This is a genomic window from Pseudomonas sp. NPDC089407 (assembly GCF_044900445.1).
GTDB lineage: Bacteria > Pseudomonadota > Gammaproteobacteria > Pseudomonadales > Pseudomonadaceae > Aquipseudomonas.
Map to the genome: position 1 here is coordinate 1 of NZ_JBJDNB010000062.1, position 15,614 is coordinate 15,614.

At 57.7% G+C, this 15,614-nt stretch carries 13 protein-coding genes, 1 tRNA gene and 1 pseudogene; all 15 read right to left on the minus strand.

Annotated elements, in window-relative coordinates:
- Positions 1–110: GTP-binding protein (locus ACI2KG_RS28700; RefSeq protein WP_132579187.1), on the minus strand; the 110-nt coding region annotated here is incomplete at its 3' end.
- A 27-nt stretch (positions 111–137) separates the two neighbouring features.
- Positions 138–2,282 (minus strand): elongation factor G, encoded by a 2,145-nt coding sequence (gene fusA, locus ACI2KG_RS28705; RefSeq protein WP_400619714.1) that lies wholly within the window; start codon positions 2,280–2,282, stop codon positions 138–140.
- 30 nt (positions 2,283–2,312) lie between these two features.
- Positions 2,313–2,783, minus strand: a complete 471-nt coding sequence (rpsG, locus tag ACI2KG_RS28710; RefSeq protein ID WP_003246741.1) for a 30S ribosomal protein S7 — start codon at positions 2,781–2,783, stop codon at positions 2,313–2,315.
- A gap of 106 nt (positions 2,784–2,889) precedes the next feature.
- Positions 2,890–3,261: a 30S ribosomal protein S12 gene (gene rpsL, locus ACI2KG_RS28715; RefSeq protein WP_003255492.1), complete on the minus strand. Its 372-nt coding sequence runs from the start codon at positions 3,259–3,261 to the stop codon at positions 2,890–2,892.
- Positions 3,262–3,472: 211 nt separating this feature from the next.
- Positions 3,473–7,672 carry a DNA-directed RNA polymerase subunit beta' gene (gene rpoC / locus ACI2KG_RS28720; protein ID WP_400619719.1) on the minus strand — a complete coding sequence of 1,400 codons (4,200 nt, stop codon included), beginning with the start codon at positions 7,670–7,672 and terminating at the stop codon, positions 3,473–3,475.
- A gap of 64 nt (positions 7,673–7,736) precedes the next feature.
- Positions 7,737–11,810: a DNA-directed RNA polymerase subunit beta gene (gene rpoB / locus ACI2KG_RS28725; RefSeq protein ID WP_400619721.1), complete on the minus strand. Its 4,074-nt coding sequence runs from the start codon at positions 11,808–11,810 to the stop codon at positions 7,737–7,739.
- A complete protein-coding gene (locus ACI2KG_RS28730; protein ID WP_156311420.1) occupies positions 11,810–11,980 on the minus strand; it encodes a hypothetical protein in 171 nt (56 codons plus the stop codon). Before ACI2KG_RS28730 ends, rpoB begins: the two co-directional genes overlap by 1 nt.
- Before the next feature lie 50 nt (positions 11,981–12,030).
- A complete protein-coding gene (rplL, locus tag ACI2KG_RS28735) occupies positions 12,031–12,396 on the minus strand; it encodes a 50S ribosomal protein L7/L12 (RefSeq protein ID WP_003255496.1) in 366 nt (121 codons plus the stop codon).
- Positions 12,397–12,473: 77 nt separating this feature from the next.
- Positions 12,474–12,974, minus strand: a complete 501-nt coding sequence (rplJ, locus tag ACI2KG_RS28740; RefSeq protein ID WP_003255497.1) for a 50S ribosomal protein L10 — start codon at positions 12,972–12,974, stop codon at positions 12,474–12,476.
- A gap of 197 nt (positions 12,975–13,171) precedes the next feature.
- Positions 13,172–13,867: a 50S ribosomal protein L1 gene (rplA, locus tag ACI2KG_RS28745; RefSeq protein ID WP_016392127.1), complete on the minus strand. Its 696-nt coding sequence runs from the start codon at positions 13,865–13,867 to the stop codon at positions 13,172–13,174.
- Entirely contained in the window at positions 13,867–14,298 is a 432-nt protein-coding gene (gene rplK / locus ACI2KG_RS28750) for a 50S ribosomal protein L11 (RefSeq protein WP_003255500.1), read from the minus strand. The genes rplA and rplK overlap by 1 nt, the downstream gene beginning before the upstream one ends.
- A gap of 119 nt (positions 14,299–14,417) precedes the next feature.
- The gene (nusG, locus tag ACI2KG_RS28755; RefSeq protein WP_003255501.1) at positions 14,418–14,951 is read right to left on the minus strand and encodes a transcription termination/antitermination protein NusG; all 534 of its coding nucleotides are present in this window, start codon (positions 14,949–14,951) and stop codon (positions 14,418–14,420) included.
- A gap of 9 nt (positions 14,952–14,960) precedes the next feature.
- Positions 14,961–15,329 (minus strand): preprotein translocase subunit SecE, encoded by a 369-nt coding sequence (secE, locus tag ACI2KG_RS28760; protein WP_008089117.1) that lies wholly within the window; start codon positions 15,327–15,329, stop codon positions 14,961–14,963.
- Positions 15,330–15,373: 44 nt separating this feature from the next.
- Positions 15,374–15,449 (minus strand) — tRNA-Trp (locus ACI2KG_RS28765).
- Between the two features lie 54 nt (positions 15,450–15,503).
- Positions 15,504–15,614 (minus strand): annotated as a pseudogene (locus tag ACI2KG_RS28770) (elongation factor Tu); the annotation flags it as partial.

The following is a 15,614-nucleotide window of genomic DNA, read 5'->3' on the forward strand; positions in this document are numbered from 1 at the left end:
GAGCAAACGCGAGTCAGAGCTGCGGTCAGAGTGGTCTTACCGTGGTCAACGTGGCCGATAGTGCCGACGTTAACGTGGGGAAGGGAACGATCAAATTTTTCTTTAGCCACGACAGTGAACCTCTTGCCTAAAGGGGATTAGCCTTGTTTTTTAACGAGTGCTTCGACGATGTTCGACGGAGCTTCGGCGTATTTGGAGAATTCCATGGAGTAGCTTGCGCGACCCTGAGACATGGAACGAACGTCGGTTGCGTAACCGAACATCTCTCCGAGCGGAACTTCAGCGCGGACGACACGGCCAGAGACCGATTCATCCATACCCTGTACCAGACCACGACGACGGTTCAGGTCACCCATCACGTCACCCAGGTAGTCTTCCGGGGTTACAACTTCGACCTTCATGATCGGCTCGAGAACCACGCCGCCGCCCTTGGTGGCCAGCTGCTTGGTTGCCATCGAAGCAGCGATCTTGAACGCCATTTCGTTGGAGTCGACGTCGTGGTACGAACCGTCGAATACCGCGGCCTTCAGGCCGATCAGAGGATAGCCGGCAACAACGCCGTTCTTCATCTGCTCTTCGATACCCTTCTGGATCGGGGCAATGAATTCCTTAGGAATCACACCACCAACGACTTCGTTCGAGAACACCAGACCTTCGGTGATGTTGCCTTTCTCGTCGACTTCCGGCTCCGAGAAGCGGATCCAGCAGTGACCGAACTGACCACGGCCGCCCGACTGACGAACGAACTTGCCTTCGATCTCGACGTTGGACTTGGTGATCTTCTCGCGGTACGAAACCTGCGGCTTGCCGATGTTGGCTTCGACGTTGAACTCGCGCTTCATGCGGTCAACGAGGATGTCCAGGTGCAGCTCACCCATACCCGAGATGATGGTCTGGCCAGTCTCTTCGTCGGTCTTGACGCGGAACGACGGGTCTTCCTGGGCCAGCTTGCCCAGTGCAATACCCATCTTCTCCTGGTCAGCCTTGGTTTTCGGCTCTACGGAGAGCGAAATGACCGGCTCAGGGAAGTCCATGCGCTCGAGGATGATTGGCTTGTCGGCGTTGCACAGGGTTTCGCCCGTGGTCACGTCCTTCATGCCGATCAGAGCCGCGATGTCGCCAGCGCGAACCTCTTTGATCTCTTCACGCTGGTTGGCGTGCATCTGCACCATACGACCAACGCGCTCTTTCTTGCCTTTGACCGAGTTGATGACGGAGTCACCGGAGGTCAGAACGCCCGAGTAGACGCGAACGAAGGTCAGAGTACCCACGAACGGGTCAGTCGCGATCTTGAACGCCAGAGCCGAGAACGGCTCGTCGTCGTCAGCGTGACGCACGTCTTTACGAACGGCCGGATCTTCTTTGTCCAGGTCCTTGTCGTCCGGGTTGATACCCTGGATTGCAGGGATCTCGGTCGGAGCAGGCAAGAACTCGATGACGGCGTCGAGAACCAGGGGAACGCCCTTGTTCTTGAACGACGAACCGCAGACAGCCGGAACGATCTCGCTGGCCAGAGTGCGCGCACGCAGGCCTGCCTTGATCTCTTCGACGGTCAGCTCACCTTCTTCAAGGTACTTGTTCATCAGCTCTTCGTTGGCTTCGGCAGCAGCTTCAACCATGTTGGAGCGCCACTCTTCAGCCAGCTCCAGCATATCGGCAGGAATTTCTTCCTCGCGATAAGTGGTGCCCTTGTCGTCGTCGTTCCAGTAGATAGCCTTCATCTTGATCAGGTCGACCTGACCCTGGAAGTTATCTTCCGAACCGATGGCCAGCTGAATCGGAACCGGGGTGTGACCCAGACGGTTCTTGATCTGACCTACGACGCGCAGGAAGTTGGCACCGGCACGGTCCATCTTGTTCACGTAGACAACACGTGGAACGCCGTATTTGTTGGCCTGACGCCATACGGTTTCGGACTGAGGCTCAACGCCGGAGGTACCGCAGAACACAACGACCGCGCCGTCGAGTACGCGCAGCGAACGCTCTACTTCAATGGTGAAGTCAACGTGGCCGGGGGTATCGATGACGTTTACGCGGTAGTTGTCATACTGACCAACAGAACCTTTCCAGAAGGTGGTAACGGCAGCGGAGGTAATGGTAATACCCCGCTCCTGCTCCTGCACCATCCAGTCGGTGGTCGCGGCGCCGTCGTGCACCTCGCCCATCTTGTGGCTCAAACCTGTGTAGAACAGGATCCGCTCGGTAGTGGTGGTCTTGCCCGCGTCAACGTGGGCACAGATACCAATGTTACGGTAGCGGTTAATTGCTGTAGTACGAGCCATAAAGCCCTCGCAAAATGATTGATGCTTGAATTAGAAGCGGTAGTGCGAGAACGCTTTGTTGGCTTCAGCCATACGGTGAACGTCTTCACGCTTCTTGACTGCAGCACCTTTGCCTTCGGCAGCATCCAGCAGTTCACCGGCCAGGCGCAGGGCCATCGACTTCTCGCCGCGCTTGCGGGCGTAGTCTACGAGCCAGCGCATTGCCAGAGCATTACGACGGGAAGGACGAACTTCAACCGGAACCTGGTAAGTGGCACCGCCAACACGGCGGGACTTTACTTCGACCAGCGGAGCGATGGCGTCGAGAGCTTTCTCGAAGATTTCCAGGGGGTCGCTGTTCTTGCGTGCTTTGACGGTATCCAGGGCACCGTAAACGATGCGCTCGGCTACGGCCTTCTTGCCGCTTTCCATCACGTGGTTCATGAACTTGGCGAGGATTTGGGATCCGTATTTAGGATCGTCCAGAATCTCACGTTTTGCTGCTACACGACGTCTTGGCATGATAAGCCCTCAAACGGTCTTCAGGTTAGCCCGGGACGTGGGTCTATGACCCCTGCCCGACCTTACTCTTATCGACTCAAAAAAATGGATGTCTGCAAACGGCCGATTACTTCGGACGCTTGGTACCGTACTTCGAACGACCCTGGTTACGGCCTTTAACGCCCGAAGTATCCAGAGAGCCGCGAACGGTGTGGTAACGAACACCTGGCAAGTCTTTTACACGGCCGCCACGGATCAGGACGACGCTGTGCTCTTGCAGGTTGTGGCCTTCACCACCGATGTACGAGGAAACCTCGAAACCGTTGGTCAGACGCACACGGCATACTTTCCGCAGTGCCGAGTTAGGTTTTTTCGGCGTGGTGGTGTACACACGGGTGCACACGCCACGACGTTGCGGGCAGTTCTGCAGCGCAGGAACGTCGGACTTTTCGACCGAACGCTTACGCGGCTGACGTACCAGCTGGTTGATAGTTGCCATCTACTAGCTCCACTGATTGTCTTGCGACTCTATTGTCTTGCAAGAAAGCCAAAAATTGGCGAGACGGAGCCTCACCAAATTTAAGGGTACAAAAGTCTACGGAGGATCTTGCACCCAGTCAAGACGAGGCCCCGGCCCTCCTCGCCCGATCATCGGCAACATTTTATGTCGCCGATGGCCGTTCGAGGCTTGCCGGGGCCCTGCCCTGTACTTAGTTACCGCTGGAATTCAGCGCTTCGGTCAGTGCGGCTTCCACCTCACTGGCGCTTACACGCAGCGGTTTGTCGGCATCACGGCGACGCTTGCGCTCGCTGTGGTAGGCCAGACCGGTACCGGCCGGGATCAGACGACCCACGACCACGTTCTCTTTCAGGCCGCGCAGGTAGTCGCGCTTGCCGGTTACCGCCGCTTCGGTCAGTACGCGGGTGGTTTCCTGGAAGGAAGCCGCCGAGATGAACGATTCGGTCGACAACGAGGCCTTGGTGATACCCAGCAGCACACGGGTGAACTTGGAGATGAACTTGTCTTCCCCTGCCAGGCGCTCGTTTTCCATCAGCACGTGGGTCAGTTCCATCTGGTCGCCCTTGATGAAGCTGGAATCACCCGACTCGGCGATCTCGACCTTGCGCAGCATCTGACGCAGGATGGTCTCGATGTGCTTGTCGTTGATCTTAACGCCCTGCAGACGGTAAACGTCCTGGATCTCGTTGACGATGTACTTCGCCAGCGCGCTCACACCCAGCAAACGCAGGATGTCGTGCGGATCGCTCGGGCCGTCGGAGATAACTTCACCGCGGTTTACCTGTTCACCTTCGAAGACGTTCAGGTGACGCCACTTCGGAATCAGCTCTTCGTACGGATCGCTACCGTCGGTCGGAGTGATGACCAGGCGACGCTTGCCCTTGGTCTCTTTACCGAATGCGATGGTGCCGCTGACTTCAGCCAGAATCGAGGCTTCTTTCGGACGACGCGCTTCGAACAAGTCGGCAACGCGCGGCAGACCACCGGTGATGTCACGGGTCTTCGACGTTTCTTGCGGGATACGCGCGATAACGTCACCAACACCGATCTGTGCACCGTCAGCCACACCGACGAGGGCGTTGGCCGGCAGGAAGTACTGGGCAGGTACGTCGGTACCTGGCAGGTACAGGTCCTTGCCTGCAGCATCGACCATCTTGATTGCCGGACGGATTTCCTTGCCTGCGGCAGGGCGATCCTTGACGTCCAGAACTTCAATGTTGGTCAAGCCGGTCAGTTCATCGGTCTGACGCTTGATGGTGATGTTTTCTTCCATGCCCACGAAGGTCACGGTACCTTTCAGCTCGGTAACGATCGGGTGGGTGTGCGGGTCCCACTTGGCGACGATGGCGCCAGCTTCGACCTTTTCACCTTCCTTGACCGAAATCACCGCACCGTAAGGCAGCTTGTAACGCTCACGCTCACGGCCGAATTCGTCGGCAATGGCCAACTCACCGGAACGCGATACGGCAACCAGGTTACCGTCGGCACGCTCAACCTGCTTCAGGTTGTGCAGGCGCACCATGCCGCCGTTCTTCACCTGGACGCTGTCGGCAGCCGAAGTACGGCTTGCAGCACCACCGATGTGGAACGTACGCATGGTCAGCTGGGTACCCGGCTCACCGATCGACTGTGCAGCGATAACGCCGACAGCTTCACCGATGTTCACCTGATGACCACGCGCCAGGTCACGACCGTAGCACTTGGCGCAGATACCGAAGCGGGTTTCGCAGTTGATCGGCGAACGCACGATCACTTCGTCGATGCTGTTCAGCTCGATGAACTCGACCCACTGCTCGTCAACCAGGGTGCCAGCCGGAACGATGACGTCCTCGGTGCCTGGCTTGAACACGTCACGGGCAATAACACGGCCCAGTACACGCTCACCCAGCGGCTCTACTACGTCACCGCCTTCAATGTGCGGCGTCATCAGCAGGCCGTGGTCGGTGCCACAGTCGATCTCGGTAACCACCAGATCCTGGGCAACGTCTACCAGACGACGGGTCAGGTAACCGGAGTTAGCAGTCTTCAGTGCGGTATCCGCCAGACCCTTACGAGCACCGTGAGTCGAGATGAAGTACTGAAGTACGCTCAAACCTTCACGGAAGTTCGCGGTGATCGGCGTCTCGATGATCGAGCCGTCCGGCTTGGCCATCAGGCCACGCATACCAGCCAGCTGACGGATCTGTGCTGCGGAACCCCGCGCACCCGAGTCAGCCATCATGTACATCGAGTTGAAGGACTCTTGCTCGACTTCCTTGCCCTCGCGGTCGATGACCTTCTCTTTCGAGAGGTTGGCCATCATCGCCTTGGACACTTCGTCGTTCGCCTTCGACCACAAGTCGATGACCTTGTTGTACTTCTCGCCCTGGGTTACCAGGCCGGAGGCGTACTGGCTCTCGATTTCCTTCACTTCATCGGTAGCGTTGTTGATGATGCGCGCTTTCTCATCAGGGATGACAAAGTCGTTCACACCAATGGACACGCCAGAGATGGTGGAGTAAGCGAAACCGGTGTACATCAACTGGTCAGCGAAGATAACGGTCTCTTTCAGACCAACCACGCGGTAGCACTGGTTGATCAGCTTGGAGATCGCCTTTTTCTTCATTGGCTGGTTGACCACGTCGTACGGCAGGCCTGCCGGTACAACCTGGAACAGCAGCGCACGGCCGACAGTGGTGTCGACGATACGGGTGTTCTTGGTAACGCTGCCATCACGGTCTTTCACGGTTTCGTTGATACGAACCTTGATTTTCGCGTGCAGGGCAGCTTCGCCGGCGCGGAATACGCGGTCGACTTCCTGCAGGTCGGCGAACACGCGACCTTCGCCCTTGGCGTTGATGGCTTCACGGGTCATGTAGTACAGACCCAGTACAACGTCCTGCGACGGAACGATGATTGGCTCACCGTTGGCTGGCGACAGGATGTTGTTGGTCGACATCATCAGCGCACGTGCTTCGAGCTGGGCTTCCAGGGTCAGCGGCACGTGAACGGCCATCTGGTCACCGTCGAAGTCGGCGTTGTACGCGGCGCAAACCAGCGGGTGCAGCTGGATAGCCTTACCTTCGATCAGTACTGGCTCGAAGGCCTGGATACCCAGACGGTGCAGGGTCGGTGCACGGTTGAGCAGCACGGGGTGTTCGCGAATCACTTCGGCGAGAACGTCCCACACCTCTGGCAGCTCGCGCTCGACCATCTTCTTGGCGGCCTTGATGGTGGTCGCCAGACCGCGCATTTCCAGCTTGCCGAAAATGAACGGCTTGAACAGCTCGAGGGCCATCTTCTTCGGCAGACCGCACTGGTGCAGACGCAGGGTCGGGCCTACGGTAATTACCGAACGGCCGGAGTAGTCCACACGCTTACCGAGCAAGTTCTGACGGAAGCGACCTTGCTTACCTTTGATCATGTCGGCCAGGGACTTCAGCGGACGCTTGTTCGAGCCAGTAATGGCGCGACCACGACGGCCGTTGTCCAGCAGGGCGTCGACCGCTTCCTGCAGCATGCGCTTTTCGTTGCGCACGATGATGTCCGGCGCCGACAGATCCAGCAGGCGCTTCAGACGGTTGTTACGGTTGATCACCCGACGATACAGGTCGTTCAGGTCGGAGGTCGCGAAGCGGCCGCCATCCAGCGGTACCAGCGGACGCAGGTCCGGCGGCAGTACTGGCAGGACGGTCAGGACCATCCACTCAGGCAGGTTGCCCGAGCCCTGGAAAGCTTCCATCAGCTTCAGGCGCTTGGACAGCTTCTTGATCTTGGTTTCCGAGTTGGTCTGCGGGATTTCTTCGCGCAGGCGGCCAATCTCGTGCTCCAGGTCGATAGCGTGCAGCAGCTCGCGGACAGCCTCGGCACCCATGCGGGCGTCAAAGTCATCACCGAACTCTTCCAGCGCTTCGAAGTACTGCTCGTCGTTCAGCAGCTGGCCCTTTTCCAGGGTAGTCATGCCCGGGTCGATAACGACATAGCTCTCGAAGTAGAGAACGCGCTCGATATCACGCAGGGTCATGTCCATCAGCAGGCCGATACGGGACGGCAGCGACTTCAGGAACCAGATGTGGGCAACCGGCGAGGCCAGTTCGATGTGCGCCATGCGCTCACGACGAACCTTGGCCAGGGCAACTTCAACGCCGCACTTCTCGCAGATTACGCCGCGGTGCTTGAGGCGCTTGTACTTGCCGCACAGGCACTCGTAGTCCTTGACTGGGCCAAAGATCTTGGCGCAGAACAGGCCGTCACGCTCAGGTTTGAACGTACGGTAGTTGATGGTTTCCGGCTTCTTAACTTCACCGAACGACCACGAACGGATCATTTCAGGCGACGCCAGACCGATGCGGATGGCGTCGAACTCTTCGACTTGACCCTGGTTTTTCAGCAAATTCAGTAGGTCTTTCAAGGCCTTTCCTCCTGGCGGAGCAGGGAGCGGGCATTACCTGCCCCACTCCCCTTCGCGTCACGTGTTATTCGGTTTCCAGATCGATATCGATACCGAGCGAACGGATCTCTTTGATCAACACGTTGAAGGACTCGGGCATGCCCGGCTCCATACGGTGATCGCCATCCACGATGTTCTTGTACATCTTGGTACGGCCGTTCACGTCGTCCGACTTCACTGTGAGCATTTCTTGCAGGGTGTATGCCGCGCCGTATGCTTCCAGCGCCCACACTTCCATCTCCCCGAAACGCTGACCACCGAACTGTGCCTTACCACCCAGCGGCTGCTGGGTAACCAGGCTGTAAGAACCAGTGGAACGCGCGTGCATCTTGTCGTCCACCAAGTGGTTCAGCTTGAGCATGTACATGTAACCAACGGTCACAGGACGCTCGAACTTGTTGCCGGTACGGCCATCGAACAGCACCATCTGGCCGCTTTCTGGCAGGTCTGCCAGTTTCAGCATGGCCTTGATCTCGCGCTCTTTGGCACCGTCGAAGACCGGAGTAGCCATAGGCACGCCTTTCTTCAGGTTGTGGGCCAGAGCCAGGATCTCTGCGTCGGTGAACTCTTCGAGGTTTTCCTGACGACCGCCGATCTCGTTATAAACCTCGGTCAGGAACACACGCAGTTCAGCCGCTTTGCGCTGCTCTTCGAGCATGCGGTCGATCTTCTCGCCCAGGCCCTTGGCCGCCAGGCCCAGGTGGGTTTCGAGGATCTGGCCAACGTTCATACGCGAAGGTACGCCCAGCGGGTTCAGTACGACGTCGACCGGAGTACCGTTGGCATCGTGCGGCATGTCTTCAACCGGCATGATGACCGAGACAACACCTTTGTTACCGTGACGGCCGGCCATCTTGTCACCCGGCTGGATGCGACGGCGGATTGCCAGGTAAACCTTGACGATCTTCAGTACGCCCGGTGCCAGGTCATCGCCCTGCTGCAGCTTGCGCTTCTTGTCTTCGAACTTGTCGTCCAGCAGACGGCGACGGTCGACGATGTACTGCTGAGCCTTTTCCAGCTGCTCGTTCAGTGCATCTTCAGCCATGCGCAGTTTGAACCACTGGCCGTGCTCCAGACCGCTCAGCACTTCGTCAGTGATCACGGTGCCTTTCTTCAGGCCCGCGCCACCGTCGACCACCTGGCCGTTCAGGGCAGAACGCAGACGCTCGAAGGTTGCACCTTCGACGATGCGGAACTCTTCGTTGAGGTCCTTGCGAATCTCGTCCAGCTGCATCTTCTCGATGGCCAGGGCGCGGCTGTCGCGCTCAACGCCATCACGGGTGAAGACCTGTACGTCAATGACTGTACCTTTGGTGCCGGTTGGCACGCGCAGGGAGGTGTCCTTAACGTCGCTAGCCTTCTCACCGAAGATAGCGCGCAACAGTTTTTCTTCCGGCGTCAGTTGGGTTTCGCCTTTTGGCGTGACCTTGCCGACCAGGATGTCGCCAGCGCCGACTTCAGCACCTACGTAAACGATACCGGCTTCGTCCAGCTTGTTCAGTGCGGCTTCACCCACGTTCGGGATGTCCGCAGTGATTTCCTCTGGGCCAAGCTTGGTGTCACGCGCCACACAGGTCAGTTCCTGAATGTGGATAGTGGTGAAGCGGTCTTCCTGAACCACACGCTCGGACAGGCAGATGGAGTCTTCGAAGTTGAAGCCGTTCCACGCCATGAACGCGATGCGCATGTTCTGACCCAGTGCCAGTTCACCCATGTCGGTGGACGGGCCGTCGGCCATGATGTCGCTACGCTGAACTTTGTCACCTTTGCTTACCAGCGGACGCTGGTTGATGCAGGTGTTCTGGTTCGAACGGGTGTACTTGGTCAGGTTGTAGATATCCACACCTGCTTCGCCGGTCTCGACTTCGTCGTCATTGACGCGAACAACGATACGGCTGGCGTCGACCGAATCGATCACACCACCGCGGCGAGCAACCACGCAGACACCGGAGTCACGGGCAACGTTGCGCTCCATGCCGGTACCTACCAGCGGCTTGTCGGCGCGCAGGGTTGGTACAGCCTGACGCTGCATGTTCGAACCCATCAATGCACGGTTGGCGTCGTCGTGCTCGAGGAACGGAATCAGCGAGGCAGCAACGGAAACAACCTGCTTCGGCGAAACGTCCATCAGGGTGACGTCTTCCGGCGCCTTGACGGTGAATTCGTTCAGGTGACGAACGGCTACCAGCTCATCGATGAGCTGCTTCTTCTCGTTCATTGCGGCCGAAGCCTGGGCGATGACGTGATCCGCTTCTTCGATGGCCGACAGGAATACGATGTCGTCGCTGACCACGCCTTCCTTCACCACACGGTACGGGCTTTCCAGGAAGCCGTACTGGTTGGTGCGGGCATAGGCCGCCAGGGAGTTGATCAGACCGATGTTCGGACCTTCAGGGGTCTCGATCGGGCACACACGGCCGTAGTGGGTCGGGTGTACGTCACGGACTTCAAAGCCGGCACGCTCACGGGTCAGACCGCCAGGGCCGAGTGCAGAAACGCGGCGCTTATGGGTGATCTCGGAGAGCGGGTTGTTCTGGTCCATGAACTGGGACAGCTGGCTGGAACCGAAGAACTCCTTCACCGCCGCCGCAACCGGCTTGGCGTTGATCAGGTCTTGCGGCATCAGGCCTTCGCTTTCCGCCATCGACAGGCGTTCCTTGACCGCGCGCTCAACACGCACCAGGCCAACGCGGAACTGGTTCTCGGCCATCTCGCCGACGCAACGCACGCGACGGTTACCCAGGTGGTCGATGTCGTCGACAATGCCTTTGCCGTTACGGATATCGACCAGGGTCTTCAGAACCTCGACGATGTCTTCCTTGCTCAGCACGCCCGAACCTTCGATCTCGGTACGACCGATACGACGGTTGAACTTCATGCGGCCTACGGCAGACAGGTCGTAACGCTCGGCGCTGAAGAACAGGTTGTTGAACAGGGTCTCGGCTGCATCCTTGGTCGGCGGCTCGCCTGGACGCATCATGCGGTAGATCTCGACCAGGGCTTCCAGCTGGTTGCTGGTGGTGTCGATCTTCAGGGTGTCGGAGATGAACGGACCGCAATCGATGTCGTTGGTGTACAGGGTCTCGATACGGACAACCTGTGCCTTGGCGACCTTGATCAGCAGCTCGGTGGTCATCTCGGTGTTGCACTCGGCGAGGATCTCACCGGTAGCCGGATGCACGATAGCCTTGGCAGTAGTGCGGCCCAGGACGTATTCCATCGGAACGTCCAGCTGCTTGACGCCGGCTTTCTCGAGCTGGTTGATGTGGCGCGCGGTAATACGGCGACCCTGCTCGACAATGACTTTGCCGGTTTCGTCATGGATGTCCATGACTGCAACTTCACCACGCAGACGCTGAGGTACCAGTTCCAGGCTGAGTTTTTCGCCGGAAACGTGGAACACGTTGGTGGTGTAGAAGGTGTTCAGCACTTCTTCAGTGCTGTAGCCCAGGGCGCGCAGCAGCACCGAGGCCGGCAGCTTGCGGCGACGGTCGATACGCACGAACACGCAGTCCTTCGGGTCGAACTCGAAGTCCAGCCAGGAACCGCGGTAAGGGATGATGCGAGCGGAGTACAGCAGCTTGCCGGAGCTGTGAGTCTTGCCACGGTCGTGGTCGAAGAACACACCAGGCGAACGGTGCAGCTGGGAAACGATCACTCGCTCGGTACCGTTGATAACGAAGGTACCGTTCTCAGTCATCAGGGGGATTTCACCCATGTAGACTTCTTGCTCTTTGATGTCCTTGATCGCTTTGTTCGACGATTCCTTGTCGAAGATGATCAGGCGCACCTTGACCCGCAGTGGGACCGCGAAGGTCACGCCACGCAGGACACATTCCTTCACATCGAAGGCGGGCTCGCCCAGGCGATAGCCTACGTACTCCAAGGCAGCATTGCCGGAGTAGCTGATGATCGGGAATACCGATTTGAAGGCCGCGTGCAGGCCGACGTCGCGGAAGTTATCCTTGGATGCTCCCGCTTGCAGGAATTCGCGATACGAATCCAGCTGGATGGCCAGGAGGTAAGGCACATCCATGACGTCCGGCAACTTGCTAAAGTCCTTGCGGATACGTTTTTTCTCAGTATATGAGTAAGCCATCAGCGTTCCCCAGCTTGGTCACCTGCTTGTTTGGCTTCTCCCGGCGGGAGCAGCCAGAAAATCGTGCAAACCCCTTGGTTTGCGCCACCCACATGGGTGTCTTGCAGCTCGCTATCGGGGCCGATCTGATCGGCCACCAATAACGGAAAAAGGCCGGTGGCATAAGCCACCAGCCATCAGCCTTTCGCTCAACGCTCAGGCTGGCATCGCAAGGTCGAGATTACTTCAGCTCGACTTTAGCGCCTGCTTCTTCCAGCTTCTTCTTAGCGTCTTCAGCGGCTTCTTTCGAAACGCCTTCAGCTACAACCTGAGGAGCGCCATCGACTTTCTCTTTGGCTTCTTTCAGGCCCAGACCGGTCAGTTCGCGAACGGCTTTGATCACGTTCACTTTCTTGTCGCCGGCTTCAACCAGAACAACGTTGAACTCGGTCTGCTCTTCAACAACGGCAGCAGCAGCAGCTGGGCCAGCAGCGGCAACAGCAGCGGTAACGCCGAAGGTTTCTTCCATTGCTTTGATCAGCTCAACAACTTCCAGAACGGTTTTCTGGCCGATTGCTTCGATGATTTGTTCGTTAGTCAGAGACATGACTTAAATCCTGTATTGGGGTGACAGCCTACGCAGCCATCAAATTAAACGTATGATTTTGAAAGAGTTCGCGCGCCTTAGGCGGCGGTAGCTTCTTTCTGGTCGCGAATGGCTGCCAGAGTACGAGCCAGCTTGCTGGTGGCGCCTTGAATCACGCTCATCAGTCGTGCAATAGCTTCGTCGCGGGTCGGCAGGGTAGCCAACACGTCGATCTGGTTCGCTGCAATGAAATTGCCGTCAAACGCAGCTGCCTTGATCTCGAACTTGTCCTGACCCTTGGCGAACTCTTTGAACAGACGAGCAGCAGCGCCCGGGTGTTCGTTGGAGAAAGCAATCAGGGTCGGGCCTTTGAACGCGTCGTTGAGGATCGAGAATTCGGTGCCTTCAACAGCGCGCTTGAGCAGGGTGTTACGTACGACACGTACGTATACGCCAGCTTCGCGGGCCTCTTTACGGAGTCCGGTCATTGCGCTTACAGTCACACCACGGGCATCAGCCACGACAGCGGACAGAGCGACTTTGGCAGCCTCGTTGACTTCAGCGACGATGGCCTTCTTGTCTTCGAGTTTAATTGCCACGGGTTTACTCCTGGTTTTTACCGTTGCATCTGGCCGAAGCCGGATGTCGTTTTGGTGTCTGATTCGAAAACGAATCGGGAGCACCATCTGCGTGGGCTGGTGTTTTAAGGCTTGCGCCGCCTACGGTCTTGGATAGCCCCCGCCAGGCAGGGACCCCAATTTTGGCTGGCGGCGCGACTGGTCGCGCCGCCATGTTCTTACACGTTCAGCGAGCTCTGGTCGATGACCAGACCTGGGCCCATGGTGGTGCTCAGGGTAACGCGCTTGACGTAAATACCTTTCGAGGAAGCTGGCTTGATACGCTTCAGGTCAGCGATCAGGGCTTCAACGTTTTCCTTCAGCTTGCCAGCTTCGAAGCCGACCTTGCCAACGGAGGTATGGATAATACCGTTTTTGTCGGTACGGTAGCGAACCTGACCAGCCTTGGCGTTTTTCACGGCAGTGGCTACGTCTGGGCTCACGGTACCCACTTTCGGGTTAGGCATCAGGCCACGAGGACCCAGAACCTGGCCCAGTTGACCTACAACGCGCATGGCATCAGGCGATGCGATGACGACGTCATAGTTCAGGTCGCCAGCTTTCATTTCGGCAGCCAGATCGTCCATACCTACGCGGTCAGCGCCGGCAGCCAGAGCAGCTTCAGCAGCTGGGCCCTGGGTGAAGACAGCAACGCGAACGGTCTTGCCAGTGCCGTGTGGCAGCACGGTAGCGCTACGTACGACCTGGTCGGATTTACGCGGGTCAACACCGAGGTTAACAGCGATGTCGTAGGACTCGACGAACTTGGCAGCAGGCAGCGAGGCCAGCAGAGTTGCCGCTTCTTCGAAGTTGTAGGCCTTGCCTGCTTCGATTTTCTCGGCGATTGCCTTTTGGCGTTTGGTCAGCTTAGCCATTACACACCCTCCACGTTCAGGCCCATGCTGCGGGCAGAGCCAGCGATGGTGCGTACAGCAGCGTCCAGGTCAGCGGCAGTCAGGTCAGCCTGTTTGGCTTTCGCGATGTCTTCCAGCTGAGCACGGGTAACGGTACCGACTTTAACGGTGTTCGGACGAGCCGAACCACTGGTCAGGCCAGCAGCTTTCTTCAGCAGAACCGAGGCAGGGGTGCTCTTGGTCTCGAAGGTGAAGCTACGGTCGCTGTAGACAGTGATGATCACAGGAGTCGGCAGGCCGGCTTCTTGACCCTGAGTACGGGCGTTGAAGGCCTTGCAGAATTCCATGATGTTCACACCATGTTGGCCCAGTGCTGGACCAACGGGTGGGCTTGGGTTGGCCTGGCCGGCCTTAACTTGCAGCTTGATGTAAGCCTGAATCTTCTTAGCCATGAGCTACTCCAAAATCGGGTACGAACGCCTGATGGCTCCCCGGATGACTTGCGTTTTATCCCAGTGACGACAAAACCCCGCAGCACACAGGGCTGCGGGGTATGGGATGCTTTGTCCGCCTAGACCTTTTCGACCTGGCTGAACTCGAGCTCTACCGGAGTAGAGCGACCGAAAATGAGCACTGCAACCTGCAGGCGGCTCTTTTCGTAGTTAACCTCTTCGACACTACCATTGAAGTCAGCGAACGGACCGTCAATGACTCGAACCACTTCACCTGGCTCGAACAGCGTCTTCGGCTTCGGCTTGTCACTACCGTCGGCAACGCGACGCAGGATAGCTTCAGCTTCCTTATCAGTGATTGGCGCAGGCTTGTCTGCGGTACCACCGATAAAGCCCATCACACGAGGGGTGTCCTTGACCAAGTGCCAAGTCCCTTCGTTCATCTCCATCTGGACCAGTACATAGCCAGGGAAGAATTTGCGCTCACTCTTGCGCTTCTGGCCATTGCGCATTTCGACGACTTCTTCGGTCGGGACCAGGATCTCGCCGAAACCGTCTTCCATGCCAGCCAGCTTGACGCGCTCAATCAGGGAGCGCATTACATGCTTCTCGTAACCCGAGTAAGCATGCACAACATACCAACGCTTAGCCACGGGACACCTTTAGCCAACGATCAAGGAGACCGCCCAGCCGAGCAGGGAATCGAGACCCCACAACAGCAGTGCCATAACCAGCACGACAGCCACGACAATCAGCGTGGTCTGGGTGGTTTCCTGGCGGGTCGGCCACACGACTTTACGAATCTCGGTACGAGCTTCCTTCGCCAACGCAAAGAACGACTTACCCTTCGCAGTCTGCAGAGCTACAAAGCCTGCGACAGCAGCCAGGGCGAGAAGTGCGAGAACGCGATACAGGATTGGGGAAGCGGAGTAGTATTGATTACCCACAACACCAACTACCACCAAAGCCACTACAGCCAGCCACTTGAACAGATCAAAACGCGATTCTTGGGCTTCAGTTTTGGGGGTCATCGAGGAGGATCCTGTAAGAAGAAAGCCATCACACCGAGGTGAAATGGCAGGTCAGGAGGGAATCGAACCCCCAACCTACGGTTTTGGAGACCGTCGCTCTGCCAATTGAGCTACTGACCTGTAACGCTGTATCAGGCCGGCCATTATACCGGCCTGATCAAGTAAATCAACTACTTATTCAATAATTTTTGCTACGACGCCGGCGCCGACGGTACGACCGCCTTCACGGATAGCGAAGCGCAGACCGTCTTCCATTGCGATGGTCTTGATCAGGGTAACAGTCAT

Bases quoted from the DNA above. Each gene is read 5' to 3' on its own strand.
- rpsL (WP_003255492.1), bottom strand. From the start codon at position 3,261: ATGGCAACTATCAACCAGCTGGTACGTCAGCCGCGTAAGCGTTCGGTC.
- fusA (WP_400619714.1), bottom strand. From the start codon at position 2,282: ATGGCTCGTACTACAGCAATTAACCGCTACCGTAACATTGGTATCTGT.
- rplA (WP_016392127.1), bottom strand. From the start codon at position 13,867: ATGGCTAAGCTGACCAAACGCCAAAAGGCAATCGCCGAGAAAATCGAA.
- rplL (WP_003255496.1), bottom strand. From the start codon at position 12,396: ATGTCTCTGACTAACGAACAAATCATCGAAGCAATCGGCCAGAAAACC.
- rpsG (WP_003246741.1), bottom strand. From the start codon at position 2,783: ATGCCAAGACGTCGTGTAGCAGCAAAACGTGAGATTCTGGACGATCCT.
- rplK (WP_003255500.1), bottom strand. From the start codon at position 14,298: ATGGCTAAGAAGATTCAGGCTTACATCAAGCTGCAAGTTAAGGCCGGC.
- rpoB (WP_400619721.1), bottom strand. From the start codon at position 11,810: ATGGCTTACTCATATACTGAGAAAAAACGTATCCGCAAGGACTTTAGC.
- secE (WP_008089117.1), bottom strand. From the start codon at position 15,329: ATGACCCCCAAAACTGAAGCCCAAGAATCGCGTTTTGATCTGTTCAAG.